The organism is Actinomycetes bacterium, assembly GCA_024222295.1.
Taxonomy (GTDB): domain Bacteria; phylum Actinomycetota; class Acidimicrobiia; order Acidimicrobiales; family Microtrichaceae; genus JAAEPF01.
Genome location: JAAEPF010000033.1, coordinates 62,995 through 86,865, shown reverse-complemented (window position 1 = coordinate 86,865; position 23,871 = coordinate 62,995). Strand labels below are relative to the sequence as shown.

The 23,871-nt window shown below is 68.6% G+C and carries 20 protein-coding genes; 10 read left to right on the top strand and 10 right to left on the bottom strand.

Annotation, left to right across the window (positions count from 1 at the left end; all coding sequences use genetic code 11):
- The first annotated feature begins 21 nt into the window (after positions 1-21).
- From GY812_11685 to GY812_11665, 5 genes are read left to right on the top strand one after another with little or no spacing between them, the layout of a single operon-like run.
- Positions 22-861 (top strand): NAD(P)-dependent oxidoreductase, encoded by an 840-nt coding sequence (locus GY812_11685; protein ID MCP4436136.1) that lies wholly within the window; start codon positions 22-24, stop codon positions 859-861.
- Between the two features lie 51 nt (positions 862-912).
- On the top strand, positions 913-1,314 hold the full coding sequence (locus GY812_11680; GenBank protein ID MCP4436135.1) for a PilZ domain-containing protein: 402 nt from the start codon (positions 913-915) through the stop codon (positions 1,312-1,314).
- Positions 1,315-1,332: 18 nt separating this feature from the next.
- A complete protein-coding gene (locus GY812_11675; protein MCP4436134.1) occupies positions 1,333-2,046 on the top strand; it encodes a branched-chain amino acid ABC transporter permease in 714 nt (237 codons plus the stop codon).
- Positions 2,043-2,351, top strand: coding sequence for an AzlD domain-containing protein (locus GY812_11670; protein MCP4436133.1), 309 nt, complete (start codon positions 2,043-2,045; stop codon positions 2,349-2,351). The genes GY812_11675 and GY812_11670 overlap by 4 nt, the downstream gene beginning before the upstream one ends.
- Positions 2,352-2,369: 18 nt before the next feature.
- Positions 2,370-5,441 carry an alpha-mannosidase gene (locus GY812_11665; protein ID MCP4436132.1) on the top strand — a complete coding sequence of 1,024 codons (3,072 nt, stop codon included), beginning with the start codon at positions 2,370-2,372 and terminating at the stop codon, positions 5,439-5,441.
- 1 nt (position 5,442) lies between these two features.
- On the opposite strand, the gene GY812_11660 is transcribed toward GY812_11665, so the two are convergent.
- The 5 genes from GY812_11660 to GY812_11640 form a co-directional block, all read right to left on the bottom strand.
- Positions 5,443-5,742: a hypothetical protein gene (locus tag GY812_11660; GenBank protein ID MCP4436131.1), complete on the bottom strand. Its 300-nt coding sequence runs from the start codon at positions 5,740-5,742 to the stop codon at positions 5,443-5,445.
- 46 nt (positions 5,743-5,788) lie between these two features.
- A complete protein-coding gene (locus GY812_11655; GenBank protein ID MCP4436130.1) occupies positions 5,789-6,682 on the bottom strand; it encodes a DUF4437 domain-containing protein in 894 nt (297 codons plus the stop codon).
- Positions 6,683-6,756: 74 nt separating this feature from the next.
- Positions 6,757-7,866 carry an ABC transporter ATP-binding protein gene (locus tag GY812_11650; GenBank protein ID MCP4436129.1) on the bottom strand — a complete coding sequence of 370 codons (1,110 nt, stop codon included), beginning with the start codon at positions 7,864-7,866 and terminating at the stop codon, positions 6,757-6,759.
- Entirely contained in the window at positions 7,863-9,407 is a 1,545-nt protein-coding gene (locus GY812_11645; protein ID MCP4436128.1) for an iron ABC transporter permease, read from the bottom strand. The genes GY812_11650 and GY812_11645 overlap by 4 nt, the downstream gene beginning before the upstream one ends.
- Positions 9,408-9,412: 5 nt before the next feature.
- Complete coding sequence (locus GY812_11640; protein MCP4436127.1) at positions 9,413-10,456, bottom strand: iron ABC transporter substrate-binding protein; 1,044 nt, start codon at positions 10,454-10,456, stop codon at positions 9,413-9,415.
- Between the two features lie 122 nt (positions 10,457-10,578).
- Between GY812_11640 and GY812_11635 the strand changes: the two genes are divergently transcribed.
- On the top strand, positions 10,579-11,484 hold the full coding sequence (locus GY812_11635; GenBank protein MCP4436126.1) for a metal-dependent hydrolase: 906 nt from the start codon (positions 10,579-10,581) through the stop codon (positions 11,482-11,484).
- Here GY812_11635 and GY812_11630 read toward each other — a convergent pair.
- A complete protein-coding gene (locus tag GY812_11630) occupies positions 11,439-12,635 on the bottom strand; it encodes a DUF839 domain-containing protein (GenBank protein ID MCP4436125.1) in 1,197 nt (398 codons plus the stop codon). The genes GY812_11635 and GY812_11630 overlap by 46 nt on opposite strands.
- Positions 12,636-12,708: 73 nt before the next feature.
- Between GY812_11630 and GY812_11625 the strand changes: the two genes are divergently transcribed.
- Positions 12,709-13,920, top strand: coding sequence for an MFS transporter (locus GY812_11625; GenBank protein ID MCP4436124.1), 1,212 nt, complete (start codon positions 12,709-12,711; stop codon positions 13,918-13,920).
- A 16-nt stretch (positions 13,921-13,936) separates the two neighbouring features.
- Here GY812_11625 and GY812_11620 read toward each other — a convergent pair whose 3' ends face one another.
- A complete protein-coding gene (locus tag GY812_11620; protein ID MCP4436123.1) occupies positions 13,937-15,148 on the bottom strand; it encodes a pyrophosphate--fructose-6-phosphate 1-phosphotransferase in 1,212 nt (403 codons plus the stop codon).
- Between the two features lie 175 nt (positions 15,149-15,323).
- Between GY812_11620 and GY812_11615 the strand changes: the two genes are divergently transcribed.
- Positions 15,324-17,450 (top strand): EAL domain-containing protein, encoded by a 2,127-nt coding sequence (locus tag GY812_11615; protein ID MCP4436122.1) that lies wholly within the window; start codon positions 15,324-15,326, stop codon positions 17,448-17,450.
- 9 nt (positions 17,451-17,459) lie between these two features.
- Here GY812_11615 and GY812_11610 read toward each other — a convergent pair whose 3' ends face one another.
- The 3 genes from GY812_11610 to GY812_11600 are packed head-to-tail and all read right to left on the bottom strand — an operon-like array spanning position 17,460 to position 20,666.
- The gene (locus GY812_11610) at positions 17,460-17,714 is read right to left on the bottom strand and encodes a GlsB/YeaQ/YmgE family stress response membrane protein (protein ID MCP4436121.1); all 255 of its coding nucleotides are present in this window, start codon (positions 17,712-17,714) and stop codon (positions 17,460-17,462) included.
- Positions 17,711-19,066, bottom strand: coding sequence for a hypothetical protein (locus GY812_11605; GenBank protein MCP4436120.1), 1,356 nt, complete (start codon positions 19,064-19,066; stop codon positions 17,711-17,713). The genes GY812_11610 and GY812_11605 overlap by 4 nt, the downstream gene beginning before the upstream one ends.
- Positions 19,059-20,666 (bottom strand): MFS transporter, encoded by a 1,608-nt coding sequence (locus tag GY812_11600; GenBank protein ID MCP4436119.1) that lies wholly within the window; start codon positions 20,664-20,666, stop codon positions 19,059-19,061. Before GY812_11600 ends, GY812_11605 begins: the two co-directional genes overlap by 8 nt.
- Before the next feature lie 268 nt (positions 20,667-20,934).
- Between GY812_11600 and GY812_11595 the strand changes: the two genes are divergently transcribed.
- Positions 20,935-23,358, top strand: coding sequence for an MMPL family transporter (locus tag GY812_11595; GenBank protein MCP4436118.1), 2,424 nt, complete (start codon positions 20,935-20,937; stop codon positions 23,356-23,358).
- Between the two features lie 12 nt (positions 23,359-23,370).
- Positions 23,371-23,778, top strand: a complete 408-nt coding sequence (locus GY812_11590) for a hypothetical protein (protein MCP4436117.1) — start codon at positions 23,371-23,373, stop codon at positions 23,776-23,778.
- The last annotated feature ends 93 nt before the right edge of the window (positions 23,779-23,871 follow it).

The window sequence follows — 23,871 nt, the reverse complement described above, 5'->3', positions numbered from 1 at the left end:
CATCCCTGAACGGAGCAGACAATGAGTGATGAGCCAACCATTGGATTCGTGGGCCTCGGCAACATCGGTGCCCCGATGGCACGCCACCTGCTCGGCTGGCCCGGCGGGCTCGTCGTGCGCGATCTCGCCGAGGCTGCCACAGCGTCGTTCGCGGCGGACGACGCGACCGTTGCCGGATCTGCCGGCGAGGTAGCCGAACGGTGCAGCGTCATCTCGGTGATGGTGCTCAACGACGCACAGGTGCGGCTCGTGGTCGGGGAACTGCTCGATTCGGCGGCACCCGGCACTGTGGTCGCCGTGCACTCCACCATCCACGCCGACACTGCGGTCGAACTGGCATCGGATGCCGCGGCGCGTGGCATCGAGCTGGTGGATGCGCCGGTCTCCGGCGGCTTCATGGGTGCGCACGAAGCCCGTCTCGCCATCATGGTCGGGGGGTCCCCCGAGGCGCTCGACCGGGTTCGTGGACCGTTCTCGCGCTTCGCCGACCTGATCGTGCACGCGGGGCCGGTCGGGGCCGGCACGAAGATGAAACTTGCGCGCAACCTGATGCACTTCGTTGCGTTCACCGCTGCCGGTGAGGCCCAGCGGCTCGCGGAGGCCAACGACCTGCGCCTTGGCGACCTGGCGTCCGTCGTGCGGCACAGCGACGCCGTGACCGGTGGCCCCGGAGCGATCATGTTCCGTGACAGCGCGAAGCCCATGGAACGTGACGACGACTGGTGGGAAACCCTCGACCACGTTCGCAACCTCGGCGAGAAGGACCTGACACTGGCGCTCGAACTGGGTTCTGAATCAGGGGTCGAACTGCCACTCGGACACCTTGCGCTGAACCGTCTGGCAGCGGAACTGGGTCTGTAGCCGGGTAGTTCGACCCTTCACAAACGGCAGATCGCGGCCGATCATGTACTCATGTCGTACGAGAAGCGGGTCGGCGAACGCATGGACGTCGGTGACCTGCGCGTACGTTGGACACGCAACGACCCGGAGCCTCGGCGGAGGAGGCGGCGCAAGGGCCCTGTCGCCCAGCCCGGCCATGCCTACCTGCGAAATGTCTCCGCGAGCGGCGCCGGGGTGGTGGCACCCACGGACCCAACCCTCACCCCCGGCAAGGCGGTCGAGGTGCACGTCGACGACAATGCCTACTTCGTGGCCAGGATCCGCAGGGTCATACCGACCACCGATGCAGGCTGGTGCTTCTATGGCATCGAGATCGCCGACGAGTCGCCGGGCTTCCGCGAGTGGCTCACGAGGATGCTCGACATCAACCGGGAATCCGTGATCACCGAAAGCCACTGGCGCTCGGCCTACTGAGCCGCGAACCTGCCCGCCGTGGGCCTGCTCTCCAGACGATCCGATGCGGCCCTGCGCGCAGGCGCAAGGCGCGCCCTCGTGCTGGCGATAGGGGTCTTCCCGTTTGGTGCGGTCTACGGGGTCGCCGTCAGCCAGAGCGACGTCAACGTGTTCGCCGGCGCCGGCGCCAGCGTGGCGATATTCGCCGGTGCTTCCCAGCTGTCGCTGCTGGAGCTGAACGTCGAGGGCGCCGCCCCGTTGGTGGCCATCGGCACAGCGCTGGCGATCAACGCACGGTTCATCCTCTACTCGGCGACGCTCGCGCCGGCCTTCGGTGAGTTCCCGCCCCGTTGGCGCTTCGGCCTGGCCCACCTCATGACGGACCAGGCAGCCACCCTCTCGGCGCTCGAGTACGAGACCGAACACGACCCCGTGGCGAGGCGGTGGTTCTACCTCGGGGCGGCCTCGACCCTGTTCACCTTCTGGCAGATCGGCACGCTCGTGGGCCTGGTGGGCGGTGCGCAGGTGCCCGGCGGGCTCCAGCTCGCGTTCATCATCCCGTTGATGTTCACTGCGCTTGCGGTTCCGGCGCTCACACGCCGCCCCGCTGTTGTTGCGGCCCTGGTGTCCGTTGCGGTCACGTTCGCCGCCGGCGGGCTGCCACCAGGCACCAACATCCTGGTGGGAGGCCTGGTCGGCATCGCCGCCGGTGCCGCCGTCGACCGACCCAGGTCAACGGAGGCGGCCCGGTGAGCTTCACGATCCAGATGGTGGTCGTGGCCATCGGCACCTACCTGATGCGCCTGTCGGTGATCGTGGCGGCAGCGGGCCGCAGGATTCCGCCCCGACTGGAATCCACCCTGCGGCTCATCCCTGCAGCCGTGCTGCCGGCCCTGGTCGCCAACGCCGTGCTGTTCGATGGTGGAGAACTGCGCCCGTTCGGACCGTGGTACGTGGCGATGGCGATCGCCGTCGGCGTGGCCGTATGGACTCGCTCGGTCGGCTGGACGCTGACGGTCGGCATGGTTGCCGTGTGGGGGCTCACGGCGATCTGGTGACCCGCCTATTCTCCGGACGTGCACGACAGCGACCGCATCCTCGAGAACCGGATCACACGTGAGCTGATCGAGCGCATCCTGCCGGCGGAGACCCTCGCCCGGGTGCCCCTCGATGTCTCCGCGCTCACCCTCGATGGCGAGCCGGTGCCAGTTGCCGACATCGAGGGTTCGCCGTTCGAGCCAATCGACGCCGGCACGCCATGGGGCAGGCCATGGGGCACCACCTGGTTCCATGTCAACGGACCGTCTCCTCAGGCTGGCGGCTGCGAGCGGCGCCTCACCGAGGTCGTTGCCGAGCTCGGCTTCACGGGTGGGATGGCCGGCTTCCAGGCCGAGGGTGCCGTCTACGTCGATGGACGGATCCGCTGCGGCGTGCACCCGATGCGCCGCGCCATCCCGCTGGACGTGGCGGGCGGTGCCGGGGGCATCGACTTCCTCATCGAGGCGGCAGCCAACCCCGACTTCACCACGTCCTTCACGGCCAATCCGATGGGCTCGCTCGCCACTGCCGGCGACCGGCCGCTGTACACATTCGGCGGAGTCTGGCTGCAAACGGTCGACCTCGAGGTCCGGCGCCTCATCGCGGACATCGGCCTGCTGAACGAGGCGATGCGCGTGCTGCCGCGGGGCCACCGTCGACGCAAGCGTCTCGCCACCACTTTCCAGCTCGCCTATGACGCGCTCGACCCGGCCGACGTTCCCGGAACGGCACCGGGCGCCCGGGCGATCCTCGCGCAGGGTCTCGATTGGCCGGCTGCACACAACTCGCACCGCGTGAGCGCGATCGGCCATGCCCACATCGACACCGCCTGGCTGTGGCCCCTTCGCGAGACGCGCCGCAAGTGCGCCCGCACGTTCTCGAACCAGATCGACCTCATGGACCGCTACCCCGAGCACCGGTTCGCTTGCTCGCAGGCGGTCCAGTACTCCTGGATCGAGCAGGACCACCCCGAGCTCTTCGACTCGATCCGGTCCCACGTGGCGTCCGGGCAATGGTTGCCCGTCGGAGGCATGTGGGTGGAGGCCGACATGAACCTGCCGTCGGGCGAATCCCTGGTGCGCCAGATGGTGCACGGCCAGCGCTACTTCGAATCACGCTTCGGGATGCGCTGTGACGAGGTGTGGATCCCCGATGTGTTCGGCTACCCGGGCAACCTGCCCCAGGTGTTCCGCTCCGGCGGGGCCACCCGGTTCGTCACCCAGAAGCTCAGCTGGAACAAGGCCAACCGCTTCCCGCACCACACCTTCGTCTGGGAGGGCATCGACGGCTCCGAGGTCCTCGCCCACTTCCCTCCCGTTGACACCTACAACGCCGAGGTGAACCCCCGCGAGTTGACCCATGTGGTGGCCAACTTCCGCGACCACGCGTGGTCTGACCATTCGCTGATGCCGTTCGGCCACGGCGACGGTGGCGGCGGCCCCACCCGCGAGATGCTGGAGCGGGCCCGGGTGCTGTCGGACCTGGCGGAGCTGCCGAGGGTCACCATCGAGGGTCCGGCGCGGTTCTTCGAATCCGTCGAATCCGAGGTTCAGCGCAGTGGCGCGCCGCGCTGGATGGGCGAGCTCTACTTCGAGATGCACCGGGGCACCTTCACCTCGCAGGCCGCCACGAAGGTGGGCAACCGGCGCTGCGAGGATGCACTGCGTGACGCAGAGGTCTGGCTGGCCAGCCTCGGTGACAACAGCGCCTCGGGTGAGCTCGACTCCATGTGGAAGACGGTGCTCACACATCAGTTCCACGACATCATCCCCGGCTCGTCCATTGCCTGGGTTCACGAGGACGCCGAGCGCGACCACGCGACGGTGCTGGAACGCGCACGGCAGTTGTCCAGCGAGGCCTTGGGGCGGCTGTCGGGGGGCGCCGCCTGCATCGCCAACTCCGCATCCACGTCTCGCACCGAGGTCGTCCGCAGCACCACGCCACCGCCTGGCGGGGCACCGGTGCAGGAACTCGCCGACGGCAGCCTCGCGTTCGCGGCGTCGGCACCGGCACTGGGCCTGGCGCCGGCACGGGCCGTGGACCCCGGTGACCAGGTCGTGGCATCTGCAGGGCGCCTCGTCAACGGTGCGCTCGAGGTGCGCTTCGACGAGGCCGGCAACGTGACCTCCGTGTTCGACCGGATGCGCGGGCGCGAGGTGCTGCCGCCGGGGACGACGGCGGGAAGACTCACCGTCGCCCCCGACACACCGGTCGAGTACGACGCGTGGGATGTCGAGCAGTGGACCGCTGGCCGCGCGCAGCCGCTCGGGCCCGCCACCGAGGTCACCGTGCTCGAGAGCGGCCCACTCGTGGGAACGGTGCGCGTGATCCGCGAGTTCGGTGATTCCCGCGTTGCCCAGGACTTCACGCTGACGGCGGGCTCCGGCCGACTCGATGTGCACGTCGATGTCGACTGGCAGGAGTCCGAGCAACTGCTTGCCATCGACTTCCCGCTCGATGTGCGCACCGACCGCGCCGCTTGCGAGGTCCAGTTCGGCCACGAGTACCGACCGACGCATCGCAACACGTCGTGGGATGACGCGAAGTTCGAGGTTTGCGCCCAGCGCTGGGTCGACCTGTCAGAGCAGTCTTTCGGAGTGGCGGTGCTCAACAACGGCCGCCACGGCCATGCGCTGCAGGACGGCGGAGTGCGCGTCAGCCTGCTGCGCGCACCCCTGTACCCCGACCCCACGGCGGATCGCGGACACCACGTGACCACGCTCGCACTCCTGCCGCACGGGCCGGGGCTTGCAGAGGTGGTCGCCGAGGCAGAGGCCCTCAACCGACCCCTGCGGTTCTTCGACGGACCGGGCGACGGATCCCCCGATGTGGAACCGGTCGTGTCGGTGGCGGGCGAGGGCGTGCAGGTCTCCGCGGTCAAGCTTGCCGACGATGGTTCCGGTGACCTGGTGGTCCGGCTGTGGTCCGCTGCGGGAGACCGCGTCGACTGCCGGTTGGGCTGCGCCACGCCCATCTCCGGCGCAGTCGCATGCAATGCACTCGAGGAACCCCTCGGCGCCGGTCAGGGGCCGCCTGTGGTCGTGCACGGCGGCGCAGCCGCCTTCTCGCTCGGCGCGCACGAGTTCGCCACGCTGAGGCTGCAGCGGTGAGTCAGGCGTAGGACTGGCTGTTGCCCCGCTTGCGGTAGGAGTCGCCTCCACCGAACCACGAAGCGACGTCGACGAGGAACGCGAACACCACCAGGGCGAGGCCGATACCGGTCACTCCCCTGCCCGGCTCGTAGGCCGCCGCGTAGACGAACGTGGTCCACGGAACGAAGATGAACCCGGCCAGGCCCAGCCAGAACGAGTTGAGTGCGATCGTCAGCCGGTCGGTGAAGACCCACATCAGGAACACCGCAAGGCGCGGCGAAACCGCCGAGGCGAGCAGGAGCAGGCAACCGCAACCCATGGGCGCAGGCTATCGGGCTGTCCTCACTGGTACGAGGGATGCTCCCTCACTGGTACGAGGGATCCTCCATGTCGGCGATGGAGCGTGAGCGCACGGGCATGACGATGACCGGCGCGATCGTGTGGGGCAACTCCGGGCCCCAGTTGACCGCGTCGCCGCTCATCTCCACCCGGCCGTTCTCGGTGTACCAGTCGACGAGGTCACCGTCGCAACGCACGATCCAGGTGCAGCCCTCCTCCTTGCCCGATGTGAAATCGCCGTGACGCACCAGCGCGGGACGGAAGAAGTAGGTGCCGGGCCACATCGTGCCCCAGTTGTACTCAAAAGCACCCTCGAGGCAGTACGCCTCCTCGAAACAGGGGTGGTGCGCGAGGGGATGCTCGCGCCAGCCCGGCTCGGCCTTGATGAGGCGGGTGTAGAAGCCCGTCTTCTCATCGCGGTGCAGCATCTTGATGAACAGGCCCGGCTGCGGCGTGCCACCGAGGTCGAAGCGCATGGGACTGCCGATCTCGACGGTCAACCAGTCCATCTCCTTGGAGTGCACCACGGAGAACTCCTGGTCGTCGCGGATGGTGTCGAGGCTGTCGTCGCGCACCTCGAAGCCCCAGTCGCCGAACTCACGGAACAGGAGGATCTCGGTGCCGGCATCGACCTCGATGGAAGGCGTGTAGACACCGATCGGTGCCTGCCAGTACCCGCCCTCGTTGAGCTCGTGCTCTCCGACACGCACCTGGCCGCTCAGCACGAACCACTCTGTCTCGGCGGTGTGCACCCCGCCGGGCCGACTCCAGTCGGTGTCGAAGACCACCTTCAGTGAGGCCGATCCGTCCTCCTCGTCGTAGGCGAGGTTCCGCTGCCGGGCGTCTCCTGTAGCACCGACGAACTCGGCCGCGTGCCAGAGGAGGTCCTTCTGATCGATCAATTCAACATGAGGGCGCATAGCTGTACCGTACAGCGGAACAGCGTTTCGGAACCAGTGATTCCCCGCGGAACCCTGGAAAATGGGGGTCTCTGCTACCGCCTGAACGCCGCCACGGCCCCGTCAACACGTATTCCGACCGTCGCGCCCAGCTCCGGAAGCCTCGCCCGGTGGATCCGGGCCAGGACCTCCTGGGGGCCGGCATGGATGGCCAGGCGAACCAGTGCGTCGTGGCCGAAGTAGGTGGACCCGAGCACCTCTGCCTTCACGGTTGCGCCGTCGCCGGAATCAAGCACCACCTGCTCGGGCCGCAGGGCCACGGCGACCTCGTCGCCGTCCTCGGGGCGATCAGCGAGGGCGTGCTCAGGCGGCAGCTCGTACTCGAGCTCTCCGAGCACCGTCTGGATCATGCCCGCAACCATGACGCCGTCGATGCGCACCGACTCCCCCACGAACTCGGCCACCCCGAGGTCTGCGGGGTGCTGGTAGAGGGTGACCGGGTCAGCCACCTGGGCGAGGCGACCGTCACGCATGACGGCGACGCGGCCGGCGAATGACAGCGCCTCTTCCTGGTCATGGGTGACCATGATGGCAGTCGCTCCTGCGGCGTGCAGCACCTCGCGGACGTCGTCGCGCACCTGTGTTCGCAACGTTGCGTCGAGGGCCGAGAACGGCTCGTCCAGCAGGACGACCGCCGGTTCCGGTGCCAGCGCGCGGGCCAGTGCCACGCGCTGCTGCTGGCCGCCCGACAATTCCGCGGGGCGGCGTCGCTCCTCGCCTCCCAGCCCGACCAGCTCCAGGCTCTCGGCCACGCGGACGCGCCGGGCCGCACGGGTCATTCGCGACAGCCCGAAACCGACGTTGCCACCGACGTCGAGGTGAGGGAACAACGCCCCCTCCTGGGGAACCAGGCCGACGTGGCGCCGCTCGGGGGCTGCCCACTGCCCGGGCCCCGACACGACCTCACCGTCCAGGCGCACCGTTCCCACCGCCGGACGCACGAAGCCGGCCACCGCCCGCAGCAGCGTGGTCTTGCCACACCCCGAGGGGCCGAGCAGTGCCACCACCTCGCCCTCGCGCACGTCCAGGTCCACGCCCCGCAGCACCGGTTCGGCGCCGTAGTCGACCTCGAGTGCGCGCAGCTCGAGTGCGAGGGGCTTTGCCACACCGCCGTCGGGGTCCTCGGACGCCATGACGGGGTTCATCCGATCCTCCGTGACGCCCGCGTGAGGATCCAGGTCGGGATGGTCGACAACACGATCAGGGCCAGGGCTGCGGGGGCAGCCGCGGCGTAGCGGCCCACCCCGGTGTCGGACCAGACGCTCATGGCAAGGGTCTCCATGCCGGTCGGATGCAACAGCAACGTGGCCGGCAGCTCCTTCATGGCCGCAAGCAGCACCAGAGCCGTGCCGGCAGCAATACCGGGCGCCGCGAGGGGCAGTGTGATGCGCGTCAGAACCCCGAAGCGGCCGCGGCCGAGGCTGTGGCCGACCTCCTCGAGCGCAACCGGCGACTGCTCCACCGATGCGCGGACCGACCCCACCGCGAGGGGCAGGAACAGCACGGCGTAGGCGAGCGCCAGCATCGGAGTGCTCTGGTAGAGGGGTCGCAACACCGTCACGCCCACGAACACGAGGCTCAGCGCCACCACGATCCCCGGAAGCCCGTGTGCGATGTAGACCGAGCGCTCCAGCAGCTGGGCACCACGGCCGTGGTACCGCGCCGAAAGGATGCCGAGCGGCACTGCGAGCAGCATCGTGACCAACGCCCCGAGGCCCGCGACGGCGAGTGTGGAACCGAGCGCCTCGAACAGCGAGGACCACTCGATACCCGCGGAGAGCCCCCGGCGGAACCAGAACACGACGCTGCCGGCGGGAAAGACAACTGCGAGCGCGAGCACGCCTGCCGGCACCAGGGCGGCCACCCAGCGCCAGGCGCCGAGGCGGATCGGCGTCTGCGGCCGCGGTGAGCCGCCGCCGATCCGGGCGTTCGCCGGCCGGCCTCGCACGACCGCCTCCGCCCAGACGAACGCGAGTGCGACCACCACCAGGATGCAGGCCAGCACGGCTGCCCGGGATGGGTCGAAGCCGGCCCGGAAAGCGCCGTAGATCACCCATGTGAACGCTTCGTAGCGCATGGTTCCGACGGCTCCGAAGTCTGACAGGGCATAGAGAGCCACCAGCAGTGCACCTGCCGCCGCGGCGCCGCGGACCTGGGGAATCGTGACGGTCAGCACGGTGCGGGCGCTCGAGTGGCCCAACGACCGCGCCACCTCCTCCTGGGCCGGGTCCAGCCGGCGCAGGGCGGCGACCACCGGCAGGTACACGAAGGGATACGACACGAGCGTGAGTACGAGTGTGGCCCCCCAGAACCCGCCGATCGAGGGCCGCCACGACACCCACGCGAACGCAGCCACGAACGAGGGAATCGCCAGTGGAATCGCGAGCAGCACCTCGAATGTGCGGCGGCCCGGGACGTCGCTGCGCACGACGAGCAGGGCACACGCCATGCCGACCAACAGGCACAGAGCCGTGACGGCAGCCGTGAGGCCCAGGCTGCGAAAGAGCAGGCCTGCTGTCTGCGCCGACCAGACCTCTTCCCAGACCCTGGCGAATCCCTGCTCGAGCGCCCGGGCAAACAGGTACCAGAGCGGCAACAGGGCCACTGCAGCGGCTGCGGCAGCGGGAATGACGAGCGAAAGGGGCGCCCTGGCGCGACCAGCGGTGGGTCGGACGACCGACGCCAGAGCGGTCACTTCGTCAGCAGACCTGTCTCCGCCAACAGCTCCTGGGTCTGCGCCAGTGAGTCGAGGTCGGCAAGGTCCACGATCGGCGGCTCGAGTGTCTCGAGCGCCGGCAGCTCGGCTGAGGAGACCACCCCGGAGGCGAGGGGATACTCGAAGGTCGCCGTCGCGAAGTAGTTCTGGCCCTGCGGGCCGACCAGGTACTCGACGAACGCATTGGCGTCCTCGCTGCTCTCACTCGAGGCCAGCACGCCTACCCCGGCCACGTTGACGAGGCCACCGGGGTCGCCGCCACCGATGAACTGGTTGCGGGCAGTCACGTTCTGCTCGCCGACCTCGTCGATCAGCTCGTAGAGGTAGTAGTGGTTGACAAGCCCGAGCGACACCTCACCGGCGTCGACCGCATCGCGCACCGCGATGTTGTTCTCGAATGCCACGGGCTCCTGCGCCGCGAACGCTTCGAGCCACTCCCGTGCCCCGTCTTCACCGCGCACGAGGCGCAGCCCGGTCACGAAAGCCTGGAACGAGGCATTCGCCGGGGCGAAGCCGATCGTGCCCGCATAGGCCGGGTCGAGCAGCCCGTCGATTCCCGTGGGCGGGTCGGGCACCAGTTCGGGGTTGTAGATGATCGTGCGTGCCCGGCCGGATGTGCCCACCCAGGTGCCGTCGGCGGCGCGGTAGGCCTCGGGCACAGCCTGCACCACGGCTGCGGGTAGATCCGCCAGGAGGCCGGCCTTGGCAACGGCGCCGAGTGCTCCGGCATCCTGTGAGAGAAACACGTCGGCCGGTGAGGCGTCGCCCTCGGTCAGGATCTGGCTTGCCAACTCCGAGCTCCCGCCCGGGCGCACGTCGACCTCGATTCCGGTGTCGAGCGTGAACTGCTCGATCAGCGGCTCGATCAGCGACGTGTTGCGACCGGTGTAGAGGGTGATGTCGCCTTCGGTGCCGGATTCTTCGTCGCCGCCGCAAGCGGCGGCGGCAAGGGCGGTGGCCGCCATGAGCGCCACGAGCGCCGTCGTTCGCAATGGGAGGGTTGCCCGCCTTGATGCCATGGGAAGCAGGCTACTGGATGTGAAGCATGCTGAACACATCGGGTGCAGCGTCCATCATCGACAGGGCCCTCAACTCGTACCCCGCCGATTCGAGGTGTGGTGTCGGTAGCGTGGAGCACCCCATGGGTACAGCGGAAAACAGCATCACTGTCCGTCGCCCGCCGACGCCGTCACCGACCGGCGACACCCGCTGCAGGTGGAGCAGCGCGTCGGCCGACTTCGGTGCCGTGGCCGACGCGCTGTCGCTCCTCATGCCGCACCTGGAGCCGCTGGCCATCGCCACCGTCCGCGAGGCGACCACGGGACTCGACCCCCACTCGCAGGTGCCAGGTACTGCAGCCGACTGGATTCGCCAGGAGGCCGCGCACCAGCGGGCGCACCGACGCTACAACGATGCCCTGCTCGAGAACTCCCCCGCCCTGGCTCGGGTGGACCGCCTCATCGGCCACATCACCGGGTTCCTCAAGCGGAGACGTCTGCGGCTGCGGCTCGCCTTCACCGTGGGATTCGAGGCCGTGGCCTACTCGGTGGCCCGATGGGTCGAGCCCCGCATGGCCACGCTGTTCGTTGGAGCCGAGCCCGCAACGGCCTCGATGTTCCTCTGGCACCTCGCCGAGGAGGTCGAGCACAAGTCAGTGGTGCACGACGTACACGTCGCCAGCGGCGGATCACGAGCCGGACGCCTCGGCGGTGGACTACTCGCGCTGGCCGTGGTCGGACCCCTGACGATCCTTGGGACGCTCACCCTTCTCGCTGGACGCGGCCGGATGCTGCGGCCCGGCACCTGGGGCCGTCTCGTGAGCTGGTCCGTCTCGTTCGCCTTCAGCTCCCTGACGGCGGTCGGGATGCTCGCGGCAACCGGGCATGGCCCGGCCGACCTTGCCGACCCGCTCTGGTACAAGCAGTACCTGCGTGGCAGCGACCCCGACACCGGGAGTCCGATGCTGTGGTCCCCACCCGGCTCAGGGTGTTCGGAGCCGGCTCAGGGCCGCGAGAGCAGCGTGTCGAATGGGCCGCTCACCTCGTAGGTCGCCCCCAGGGGCAGACCCACCGAGCCGACGGCGCCCACCTGCGCGCGCTGGGAGCTGAAGTAGAGCCGCTGGCCGTCGGGACTGAAGCAGGGCCCCGCGATCTCGCTGCCTTCCTGGCCCACCACCCGGACCACCTGGAACAGCGAGTTGTCGGGTCGGATGGCGACCACCTGCATGTCGTCGCCGTCCTCGGCCACGAGAAGCGTCGCGGAGGGGTCGTCGACCCAGAGATTGTCGACATCGGCGAGCATGGAGGCGCCGCCGCCCTGGTAGCGCAGTGAGACCGCGGATCCGGCGACCGAGTACTCCCACACGCGGTCATCGCCCTTGGTGGTGAACCAGACCTTATCGCCGAGGGTGTCGATGCCCTCCCCGCCGTCGAAGGTCATGGTGGACGGAACCTGGTCGCGCGTGAGCGTGGGCAGGCCGGTCGGATCCGGGACCTCCACCCAGGCCACCGGACCCGGAGCGGTGCCGGTCGCCACCTCGAGCAGACCGGCTGTGAGGTCGCCCGCAGCGGACGGCGTGAACCGGTAGAAGCCTCCATCTCCGCGGTCCTCGGTCATGTACACGCGGCCGTCGCCGGCCACCGCTGCCGCCTCGTGGGCGAACGAGCCCATCGCCGGGCGGACCGCCGGCGGAGCCGATCCGGTGGGGTCGCACTCCCACACCCGACCCCAGTCGTACTCCTCACAGCTGAGCCAGGTGCCCCACGGAGTCGGCCCACCAGCACAGTTGAGCGTGGTTCCCGACAGGATGCGACTGGCACCCAGCAAGGTGCCGTCGGGGGCGAAGCGAAACGACGACACTCCGCCATCGGCGGGTAGTTCGTGATTGACCACCAGGTACCACCCACCGGCAACGGCAGGGTCGGCGAAGGTGGCGGCTCCATCGGGGAACCCCGGCATCGAGTAGCCGTTCGAGTCGATGGGCACCCCACCCAGCGCGATGGTGCGAACGGTGAACCCTGCGGGCAGCTCGACGGCGCCGGCCACGCCCGGAAGGGTCACACCGGAGCCGTTCCACGGAGCAACACACGACGTGACGGCTCCCGCAACGCCGAGCATTCCGGCTGCGCCGGCCCAACGGAACAATCCGCGCCTGTCGATTCTGACCCTCTCGTCGGTGGCCTCGTTCGCGTCGCCCACGGTCGCTCCAGTCGTTTCGCCCTGGACAAACCTACCTCGGCGCCTGCCCTGGCGCGCTGTAGCTTTGCCGGTCATGGCGCCTGCCCCCGACACGGTCGCATGGCCAGGTCGCAGGCCGTCCCCGCTGCTGATCTGGGCCACCACGCTCACAGGAATCACAGCGAACACCCTCATCTCGCCCGTGCTGCCCGACATCGTGGCGGACTTCGGCCGCTCGGATGCCGCCGCCGGCCCGTTGGTCGCGGCCGCGTCGCTCCCCGGGGTGCTGGCTGCGCCGGTGATCGGAGTGCTCGCCGACCGCCTCGGCCGGCGAGGAGTACTGGTGACGTGCCTCGCCATCTTCGGCACGATGGGCATCGCAGCGGCACTTGCCCCCACCTACTGGTTCCTCGTGACCGCACGCTTCCTGATGGGCTTCGGCACAGCCGGCCTGATCAATCTCGCTGTCGTGCTGATCGGCGACCACTGGGATGGCACCGAGCGAGTCCGACAGGTCGGCCGCAACGCGGCGGTACTGACCGCCGGATTGGCACTGCTCCCGCTCCTGTCCGGCGTACTCGGCGCGATCGCAGGGTGGCGCATGTCGCTCGCTCCGTCCGGGCTCAGCCTGGTGACCGCCTGGGCTGCTTGGCGCCTCCTCGACGACGTCCGGCCACCACATGCGGGGATGTCACTGACCCAGCAGCTCCGAGCCGCGGGACGAACCCTTCGCACACCGGTCATGGCGGCCACGATCCTTTCGGGCTTCCTCATCTTCGTGATGATCTTCGGCCTGTTCCTCACAACACTGCCGGTGCACCTCGCCGAGGAGTTCGGCCTCGGCGCCGCACCGCGCGGAGCGCTGCTCGCCGTGCCATCGATCAGCTCCACCCTGATCGCGCTCAATCTCGCCCGCCTTCGCGAGCTGCTCGGTCTGCGCGTACTGCTCGTCGCGGGGGCCGTGCTGTTCGGCCTGTCGTTGCTCGGCGTCGGGCTCGCGGCCACCGTTGCGGGGGTCGTCGTCGGCCTGCTCGTCTACGGGGCCGCCGAGGGAGCGACGGTGCCCTCGCTGCAGGAGACGACGGCTGCGCGGGCACCAGACGCGCAGCGGGGCGTCGTACTGGCGGCCTGGGTCGCGGCGGTGAGGCTCGGGCAGGCCACCGGACCTCTGGTGTTCGCGGTCATGCTCGAACGGCTCGGCACCGGGCCCACGCTCGTGGTCGGTTCCCTCGTGGCGCTACCGGTGCTGGCCCTGCACGGCCTCACTCCGATGGGCCGTGAGTACCCAGTCGGGCGGACCGACTGAGCTCACCCGCACCGGATCAGACAGGCCGGCCGAGCGGCTGGCCGATCGAGTGGAGCATCTCCTGGAACCAGTCGGTGTCCGGGGCAAAGGAACCCCCGCCGGCGACCCGGGCGAAGTCGATGACGGAGAGCTCTTCGCCGGCCTCTGCATCGACGCCGACCAGACCGCTCTCGCCCCTCAGTGCTGCTTTCACCGCAAGATCGGCACAACGACCGATCAGCTCCAGGTCGGCCTGGTTGGGTGCAGCCGATCGACTGAAGTACCCGCTCTTTTGGATCATCTTCTTCTCGGCACCCGTCCGCTTGGCGAACTGGTCCGCATACCACGCACCGGGGTTGATCGTGTCGAGCTTGACGTGGCCGAAGGCATCCCTCGCCGGAGCCTCACCCGCCTCGGTCATGCGGGCGACGATCGAATCGACCCCCGCGCCCTCGGACAGGAAGATGTTGACGCAGCCGAGTTCGTCCATGACGCCCCGCAGGCGCTCGGCCTCGGCCTCCAGGTCGACCTCGAGCTCCGGGATGTACACCGCGTGGACGTCCCACTTCGCGGGGCCGTCGACGAAGCCGGCGAACTCCTGCGAGACGAGCCACTTGCGGTACTCACGCGCTGTCGCAGCAGTGAGCCAACCGCAGCCCCGGCCCATCACCTCATGCACGATGAGCATCCGCGGGTTGGACGAGTGTTCGGCAAGGATGTTCCGGGCGAACAACGCCCCCTGCTCGGCAGCCGTCCAGGCGCCCAGCGTCTGCGCCACAGGCACGATGTCGTTGTCGATGGTCTTGGGCAACCCGACAACCGTCAGCTCCGCGTCGTTGTCGCGCAGGTAGGCGGCGAGGTTCGCCGCCACCAGGCTGGTGTCATCGCCACCGATCGTATGGAGCACGTCGACTCCGTCGCCGACCAGCTGCTCCGCGGCGACGCGCAGGGGGTCCTCGCCCTCCTTCACGAGACCGCGACGGACGCAGTCCTCGACGTTGCTGAGCTTGACCCTGCTGTTGCCGATCGGGCTGCCACCGAATCCGGCCAGCAGGTGGGCCCGCGAACGAACCTCGGGTGTGACGGTGACGTAGTCGCCTCCCAGCAACCCTGCGTAGCCGTCCAGGTATCCGATCAGCTCGACCTCGGGCGCTGCCTGCGTGTACCTCTCGATCAGGCCCCCCACCGCAGCTGACAGGCAAGGGGCGAGGCCGCCGGCGGTCAGGAAGGCGGCGCGACGAACGGGCATCTTGAGACTCCACTGGGTTGGCTGAGGCCCGGAATCCGGCCCTCCTGGCTGAGCGCAACCTAGTCCAGTCCCGCCTGGTGCAGGCCGACGCCGGGCGGGGGTGGGCAGCGCCGAAGTCGGCTCATCGGACACGATCGGAAGTGTGGCGGAGGGCATAGCGGGGTAGCTTCGAACCATGCTCCGGAGAGGGATGGCCTCCACGTCCATAGTGGCCCTGGACGCCCGGCGCCGCGCCGGCACATCGGACTCCGCAAGCTGGATCGTCGGCTCGATCGTCATCATCGTGCTGGTCGGTCTCGGTCTCTTCTTCGGCGACGCCGATCTCGGAGACGCAACCCCACTCGAGACCGCCATCGTGGTGCTCAAGCTGAGCGCCGGGTTGTCGACGGCCTACCTCGTCTATTCCCACGCGGCCTCGTCGCGCAACCGTGCGTACCTCGCCCTGGCCAGCACGTTCATGGCAGTCGGATGGGCAGCCGGTGGGCTGCTGTTGGTGACAGATGGAGGCCTGATCGCCGGGGAGCAGCTGATCGGCACTCCCCAGGCAGCACCGTGGACGACGTTCTTCCTGCAAACCATCCTGCCCGTTGGGGTCTGCGGCACTGCGGGCATCATGTGGTACGACGCCCGCTCATACCGCCGCCCGGGCCGCGGCACCCACGTCGCGGCCTCGGTGGGCAGCTCGGCCCTCGTACTCGTTGTGGCGGGCGCCTTGATCCTGGGGCTCGGCGACAACCTGCCGGTCCTGCTCGACGCAGACGGCATGCCAACCGACGCCTGGTGGTGGGCCTGGGGGACTTGCACCTGCGCAGCGATCGCAGCACTCGTCGCGGTGCTGGCGCTCGGCACAGCGCGCTACAGCATCGTCGCCGGATGGATGATCGGCGTGGCCTCCCTGACGCTGGCTTCGTCGATGGTCTACCTGGGCGGCCCCAGTGAGTACTCCCTCGCGTGGCTGGTCGCAGAGTTACTCTGCCTGCTGTCGGTGTTGCTGATGCCCTACATGATGCTCAGCCAGCTGGGTCGCGTGGAGCGCACGGCCCGCAGGGTCGCCGACGAGGACATGCTGACCGGCCTCACCAGTAGGTCCGGACTGCTGGCTCGGCTGGAGCACGAGGTCGAGCGGGCCAAGGCCCTCGGCCGCAAGGGGGCGCTGCTCTGGGTTGATCTCGATGGCTTCAAGGCACTCAACGACCAGCTCGGCCATGCCAAGGGCGACGAGGCGCTGCGCACCGTCGCAACCAGGCTGAGGCTAGCGGCGCGGCCCAACGACACGGTCGCCCGGCTTGCTGGAGACGAGTTCGGCATGCTGGTCGCGGACCTGGGCGACCCGGGCGACGCCGACACCATCGCCCGGCGGGCACTCGATGCCCTCCGGGAGCCGGTGATGCTGGATGAGGCGTCGCCCCTGCTGACCGCCTCCATCGGCATCGTCCACTTCCCTGATGACGACGACGACGCCGACAACCTGCTGCACCGGGCGGACCTCGCGATGTACGAGGCGAAGCGCGAGGGCGGCGACTGCCTCGCGACATTCGACCAGCCGATGGCCGAACGTGCCCAGGCACTTGCGACCGACCGCCAACGCCTTGCGAGGGCCATCCGGGAGGACACCTTCGAGCTCCACTACCAACCGCTCAGCAACCTGGGTTCGGGCGAGCACATCGGATCGGAGGCCCTGTTGCGCTGGATCCGCAGCGGAGAGGTCGTCGCGGCCGGCGACTTCGTGCCCATGGCCGAGACAAACGGCCAGATCCGCCAACTGGGACGCGTCGTGCTCGACTTGCTCACCCGGGACCTGCAAGAGGCAGAGCCCCTTCCCGCGGGATTCAGGGTGGCGGTGAACCTGTCGGTGCCGGAGCTGTCCGACCCCGACGTCTCGGCCTCGCTGTGCGAGGGAGAGCTATCGAGCTTCCTGCCGAACCTGACCATCGAGGTCACCGAGGGCGTGATGCTCACCGATCACCCGGGCGCGGTGGAGCACCTGCGCTGCATGCGGGCGGCCGGTGCCGCCATAGCGCTGGATGACTTCGGTTCGGGCTTCGCGAACGTGGAGGCCCTCGCCGGGCTCAACCCGGACCTGCTGAAGGTCGACTCGGCATTCACCCAGCGCGCGGGGCGCGGCGACGAATCCGGCATCGCGTTCCTGGAAGCGGCCCGCGCCATTGGTTCGGCGATCGACGCAGTCGTGCTGGCAGAAGGCATCGAGACCGCCGAGGAGCTCGAGGTCGTGAAGCAGATGGGAATCGAGTTCGGCCAGGGCCGTCTCCTCGGCCCGCCTGCGCCCGGTTTGACGGTCTGAGTTGCCTGCTCAGGAACGGGAGCGTACGGCGCGCCAGATGGCGAGCACGATGATGGCTCCCACGACCGAGCCGATGATGCCGCTCGGATGGATCGCCAGATCGTCGCTCCAGATCAGACTGCCGAGCAACCCACCCACGAAGGACCCCACGACTCCGGCCACGAGCACCTCGCCCCAGTCCTTGGGCTGGGTGCCGCCACCGAGCACGAGGTTCGCGAACCAGCCGGCGAACATGCCGATTCCGAGGATGGCGAGGATGATCATGTCTTCTCCGGTTCAGGCTGGGAAGGCGCCACTGTAGCGTCGTCGCCTTCCGGTTCCGGATTCGCGGCAGCACCGATTGCCCACACGATCGCGACCCCTACGGCCACTGCCGCAGCGATCCCCAGCACGACTCCACCATCGGGATGCCGCCACGCGACCAGCACGATCGCCCCGAGTGCCACGACCGCCCAGCTGAGGGGCCCGCGGTTCGCCTGCACCCACCTGGGCACCGGTCCGAGATCGCGCTCCCCCGTGTGGTCGTCGATCTTTCCCAGCGCCAGGCGGCCCCAACTGCGCACCTTCTCCGCGGAGGCTGACGGACCCACGAGCCATGCGCCCAGCCCGATGACGATGCCGATGGCCAGGCCGGCTCGCAACGCCATTCGCAGGAAGTTCGTGATGATGTCGAATGCGGCCTCCGCTGCTGCGGTGCTCTGCACCACGCCGGTCAGCGCGTTGAGGTACAGGTCGCGTCCGAGGGCCACCACACCGAGCGTCAGAAGCATCGGGACGGCCACCGCGATTCCGGCCCTTCGGACCCCGAGGCGGCGGTCCGGTGCCACGAGCACCGCGCCGACCAGCAGCAACAAGGTGAGGATCGGCAGGAACCAGGACAGCATGTCGAAGAAGCGCACGAGGCTCTGGATCTCCGCCAGGTCGTCGGACTCGAACAGCACGAACTCGCCGCTGATGTCAGGAGCCCTGCTTTCGAGGTCCAGGCCGGTCGCGTCGTCGATCCCCCCGAGCACGGTCTGCACGAGCTTGTCCAGCGGCAGCACGATCTTGCCGTCGGAGAAGTCGAGCACCTCCCCTTCCTGGCCCGTCAGGGCCAGCACGAGGGTCTTGTGGGCCTCGCGGTTGGCCGCGGTCCATATCTGCGCGAACTGATCGCTCTGCACCGCCTTGGTCGACAGCTCCGATATGAGGTTGTTGCCCCCAGCGGCGATCAACGACGCCAGCGGCGCAAGATCGGAGGGCAGCACCTCCTTGACCGTTGACTCGAGGTCGATGGCACCCTCGACCTCTTCTGCGATGGTGTTCGCGACGGCATCCTGGATCGCCGGGTCGGTTGCCAGGGGCTCGACGGTTTCCAGGTAGGTATTCGTGTCGAGCAACCGGTTTCGCACCCATACCGTCATGACCGACGGTGGCAGCAGCAGCGCTGCCACCACTGCGAGCGCTATCGACGCGCGGCGTCGCTGCTTGCCCCTCTTGCGCTCCGCATCCGCTGCCTCCGCGTTGCTCAGGTGGTCGAGCTCCTCGCGGAGCCGCATGTTCTCCTCGCGCAGCGCCTCCAGGTCCGGAGCCTCCGACTCCGGCTCCACCTCGGGTTCGTCACCGTCGTCAGTCATCTCGTGCTCCGTCCTGTGCCTTAGCTGCCGTCGCGGATTCTGGGGCCGTCAGGGGCTCGCGCGGCACCCTACGGGTGAAGAAGAGTGCCAGGAGCGCGAACAGGCATGCCGCGATCATCCCTCGCTGCAGCGCCCCGATCCTCGCGGTCGCGTTGGCGTCGACTATGGCGTCCGACTCCTCAGCGGTGAGGGACGTCTGGGCGAGGGCTTCTTCGAGGGCGGCGTCGGAGACGAAGTCGACCCCTGCGCTGACCGAAGTGGTGGCGACCTCCTGCAGTTCGTCGTCGATCTCGGGGGACGAAGAGATGCCGGAGATGAGCAGCGACGACAGCGAGCCGATCACCACAGCGCCGATCAGCGCCGTGCCCAGCGAGGCGCCGAGGTTCTGGCTGGTGTACTGCAGGCCGCCCACCTCGCTGCTGCGTTCCACGGGCTCGGAGCTCACGATCACGTTGCCCAGTTGTGACGCCAGCAGCCCCAGGCCTGCCCCCATGAGCAGGAACGGCACCGTGACCGACTCGGCGCCGACGCCGGCGCGGTCGAGCAGCACGGCGAGCAGCCCGGTAGCCCCCGCGAGCAACAACAGTCCGCCTCTCACGACCTTGCGGGGCGACGCCGCCGGCAGCAACTTCGGCACGGCCGGCGCAACGACGATCAGGGCAATCGAGAGAGGGAGCATGCGCAACCCGGTCTGGAACGAGTCGAGGCCGAGCACGATCGACAGGAACAGCGGAATCGTGAAGAACACACCGTTGGTGATCAGGTACTGAGCGCCGATCAGCAAGAGGCCGCCCTTGAGCTGGCGGTTGTCGAGCAGGTCGGGGTCAAAGAGTGGGTCGGCGTTGCGCTTCTTCAGCCGGGACAACCACAGGGTGAACCACCACAGGACCACCAACCCGCCGAGGATGAGGAAGATGGTCACCGAGATCCCGGCGATCGCTGGAGTGGCGTCGGGTCCGCCGGGTGTCGACTCCGCCACCTTGGGGCTGATCCAGCCCCAGCTGGATGACTGCAGCACACCGAACACGAGCAGTGCCAGCCCCATGGCAGACAGCCCGGCGCCCACGAGGTCGAGTTTCGGTTTCGGCTCCGCCATCTCGACGTCGGGGACCTTGCCCGTGAGCACGAGGATCCCTCCGGCGATGAACACCTCGGCCACGAAGACCCAGCGCCACGAGAAGCTGGCGGTCACGAAGCCGCCGATGATCGGGCCGGCAGCCACAGCCACGGCCGCGGACGCCGCAAGAACCCCGTAAGCACTGGCGCGCTTGCGGCCGGTGAAGTTCCCCGCGATGAGCGCCACGATCGAAGGCATGATCAGCGCCGCCCCGAGACCTTCGAGAACTGACCAGCCGATGAGAAGCACCGCCACGTTGGGTGAGATGGCTGTGATGGCGGAACCCGTGCCGTAGACGATGAGGCCGATCCGCAGCGCCCGGCGTCTCCCGAGGATGTCACCGAGCTTGCCACCGGTGATCATCGACGCCGCCATCACGAGCGTGTAGGCGGTGATCACACCCTGGATGGAGGCCACGTCGGTGTCGAGGTCCTCGACCAGCGCCGAGATCGACACGTTCATGACGGTCGTGTCCACCGTCATGAGGAACTGTGTGACCGCAAGCAACGGCAGGACGATGGCGGATGCGCCCGCCACGTCAGGGTTGTCTGCGGACCGCAACTCACTCACGCGCCAAGCCTCGCACACGGCAGCGGCGCCGCTGCGCAATCGACGTCCATATTCCCCGGGCGGCTAGGCCAGATGTCACGCCCGAAACGTTGGCAGCGCGGTGGCCGCATCTGCAGACTTGTCTGGTACTTCCCGCCCCCCGGCCGGACCCCAGTTCGCTGGTTACCCCTTGGAGCTATCCGTGTTCACTCGACTCGGCACCTGGTGCGTGCGCCGTCGCGGCGTAGTGGTGCTCGCATGGATCGCCGCACTGTTCCTCCTCGGAGGCGTGGTCGGCGCCGTCGGCAGTGATGTACGCACCGACTTCGACCTCCCCGACGTCGAGAGCCGAGCAGGCTTCGAAGTGCTCGAGGACCGTTTCGAGGGATTCGGCGCAGGCGCACCCGGCCAGATCGTGTTCCAGAACGACGAGGCATTCGCCGACCCCGCAGTCGTCGCTGCGGTACAGGACTACCTCGCCGAGGTCGACGCGATCGAGGGCACCACCGTCATCGGACCGTTCTCGCCCCCCGCGCAGGATCCTGCCGCCGCGCTGGCTGCGATGTCGGACTTCCTGGGTGACGACCTCGACCCCGAGACGCTCGCCGGCCCCTCCCAGGTGTCCGCCGACGGCACGATCGCGTACGCGAGCGTCGAACTCCCCGGTGAGACCGACCAGGAGTCGGCCGCCGAGTTCGCGGAGGAGGTCGAGGCGCTCGCACCCGCGGTCGACGGCCTGCGCATCGAGTACGGCGGGCAGATCTTCGGCGACTTCGAGCCCCCGCAGTCGGAGATCCTCGGGCTCGCGTTCGCGATCGTCATCCTCATCGCCGCATTCGGGTCCGTGCTGGCCATGGGCCTGCCGATCGGCGTTGCGCTCGGCGGCATCGGCGTCGGGAGCACCTTGTTGCTCCTGCTGTCCAACGTGATGTCGATGCCTGACTTCGCGGCCACGCTCGGCATCATGATCGGCCTCGGAGTGGGAATCGACTACGCGCTGTTCATCGTGACCCGGTACCGGGAACAGCTCTCATCAGGCCACGACGTGGAGGAGTCGGTCGCTATCGCGATGGACACCTCCGGCCGGGCGGTGGCGTTCGCAGCCATAACCGTCGTGATCTCACTGATGGGCATGCTCATCATGGGCGTGAGCTTCGTGAACGGCCTGGCCATCGGCTCGGCGACCGTGGTCACCATGACACTGCTCGCCTCACTGACACTGCTTCCGGCACTGCTCGGCTTCGCGGGCCGCCGCATCGAGGTGACCCGCTGGCGCGGGCTCATCGCGGCCGCCCTGGTGGTTGTCGGACTGCTCGGCATCGGCCTGCAGATCCTGGCCCCCATGGCCATCCTGCTGGTGGTGCTGCCTGCGGTGGTCGTGGTGCTGCTGGCGGGACTCGCATTCGCACCGCTCAAGAAGGTGGTTCCGGCCCGCCCCGAGAAGCCGTTGCGCGATACGTTCTCGTACCGCTGGAGCCGCTTCGTACAGGCGCGGCCCTGGGCCGTCGCCCTGGGCAGCAGTGCAGTCCTGGTCCTGTTGGCACTGCCGGTGTTCGGCATGCGACTCGGGTTCTCCGATGCTGGCAACAATCCCGAGGACACCACCACCCGCCAGGCGTATGACCTGCTCGCGGAGGGTTTCGGCCCCGGCTCCAACGGCCAGATCCTGCTCGCCACCGATATCGAGGGCACTGTCGACCCGGCCGCTCTGGCGGCCACCACCTCGGCGATTTCCGCCACCCCCGGGGTCCAGTCGGTCTCGGGCCCGATCCCGAACACCCTCACGGACCCGGGTTCGACCGAGGTGAGCGCGGCCGTCTGGCAGGTTCAGGCCGAGACCTCACCGCAGGACGCGGCCACCACCGACCTCGTGCACACGCTGCGCGACGAGGTCCTCCCCCAGGTCGAGCCGCCGGGAACCGACATCCACGTGACCGGCTTCGTGGCGGTGACGGTGGACTTCTCGGACTACCTCTCTGCCCGCCTCGGCTGGTTCTTCGGCGCGGTGCTCGCGTTGAGCTTCCTGTTGCTGATGGTCGTGTTCCGCTCGCTGCTCGTGCCATTCAAGGCCGTGGTGATGAACCTGCTCTCGATCGGCGCCGCGTATGGCCTCATGGTGGCCGTGTTCCAGTGGGGCTGGATGAAGGACGTGTTCGGGGTGGAACCTGCCCCGGTCGAGCCGTTCCTGCCAATGGTGATGTTCGCCATCGTGTTCGGCCTGTCGATGGACTACGAGGTGTTCCTGCTGTCCCGCATCCACGAGGAGTGGGTGCGCACGGGCGACTCCAAGGAGTCGGTCGCCGACGGCCTGGCGGCGACCGCCAAGGTGATCACCGCTGCCGCGGCAATCATGGTGTTCGTGTTCGGCAGCTTCATGCTGGAGGACGACCGCTCGATCAAGCTGTTGGGATTCGGCCTGGCCGTGGCCGTGTTCCTGGACGCGACCATCGTGAGGATGCTGCTCGTGCCCGCGACCATGGAACTGCTGGGTGACCGCAACTGGTGGTTGCCCCGCTGGCTGGACCGAATCGTGCCCCACATCAACGTTGAGGGCAGCACCGAGAACGTCGACGAGGAACTGGCCCGCGAGCTCGGCGAGGAACGCGAACCCGAGCTGGTCTCCTAAGCTCTCGCCGCAATGGACATCGAGCACTTCTACGACGGCAATCCGAAGCGACGCAGCTCCCGGGAGTACTCCTTCGGCCAGGACTGGACCGATTCCGGCGGCACCCGTTGGGAACTCAACTGGGTCGAGGACACCGGCGAGGTCTACGTGATGCGCGAGGCGGGCGAGCCGCTGGTGATGGACCCGCTGGGCGACACAGCCGTCCCCGAGATCAGCGCGGATCAGGTGACGGTGGAGATCCTGGGCACTATCCAGGGCCTGGAGGCCGTTGAGACTGCCTTCTCAGGCTGGTCCGACGCCCAGTCCCCCAAGGGTTCCCTCGACTGGGTGCGCAGCCGGGTCGCCGACGTGGTCGCCGGCGTCTCACACGCCGGCGAGGGCTCTGACCCCGAACCTGATTCACTTCCAGGCTCCGGCTGACAGTCCGCGAAGCTCGGACAGGGTTTTCACCCATCGCGAATTCGGGCGCCGGAGCGTCGATCGCGATACCGTTTGGTGATCGGCTGGCGACGC

Excerpts from the sequence above, each read along its gene's own strand:
- GY812_11685 (MCP4436136.1), top strand. The coding sequence starts at position 22 with ATGAGTGATGAGCCAACCATTGGATTCGTGGGCCTCGGCAACATCGGT.
- GY812_11680 (MCP4436135.1), top strand. The coding sequence starts at position 913 with ATGTCGTACGAGAAGCGGGTCGGCGAACGCATGGACGTCGGTGACCTG.
- GY812_11660 (MCP4436131.1), bottom strand. The coding sequence starts at position 5,742 with ATGGGTTGCGGTTGCCTGCTCCTGCTCGCCTCGGCGGTTTCGCCGCGC.
- GY812_11655 (MCP4436130.1), bottom strand. The coding sequence starts at position 6,682 with ATGCGCCCTCATGTTGAATTGATCGATCAGAAGGACCTCCTCTGGCAC.
- GY812_11650 (MCP4436129.1), bottom strand. The coding sequence starts at position 7,866 with ATGAACCCCGTCATGGCGTCCGAGGACCCCGACGGCGGTGTGGCAAAG.
- GY812_11640 (MCP4436127.1), bottom strand. The coding sequence starts at position 10,456 with ATGGCATCAAGGCGGGCAACCCTCCCATTGCGAACGACGGCGCTCGTG.
- GY812_11635 (MCP4436126.1), top strand. The coding sequence starts at position 10,579 with ATGGGTACAGCGGAAAACAGCATCACTGTCCGTCGCCCGCCGACGCCG.
- GY812_11625 (MCP4436124.1), top strand. The coding sequence starts at position 12,709 with ATGGCGCCTGCCCCCGACACGGTCGCATGGCCAGGTCGCAGGCCGTCC.
- GY812_11620 (MCP4436123.1), bottom strand. The coding sequence starts at position 15,148 with ATGCCCGTTCGTCGCGCCGCCTTCCTGACCGCCGGCGGCCTCGCCCCT.
- GY812_11615 (MCP4436122.1), top strand. The coding sequence starts at position 15,324 with ATGCTCCGGAGAGGGATGGCCTCCACGTCCATAGTGGCCCTGGACGCC.
- GY812_11610 (MCP4436121.1), bottom strand. The coding sequence starts at position 17,714 with ATGATCATCCTCGCCATCCTCGGAATCGGCATGTTCGCCGGCTGGTTC.
- GY812_11605 (MCP4436120.1), bottom strand. The coding sequence starts at position 19,066 with ATGACTGACGACGGTGACGAACCCGAGGTGGAGCCGGAGTCGGAGGCT.
- GY812_11600 (MCP4436119.1), bottom strand. The coding sequence starts at position 20,666 with ATGACGGTGGACACGACCGTCATGAACGTGTCGATCTCGGCGCTGGTC.
- GY812_11590 (MCP4436117.1), top strand. The coding sequence starts at position 23,371 with ATGGACATCGAGCACTTCTACGACGGCAATCCGAAGCGACGCAGCTCC.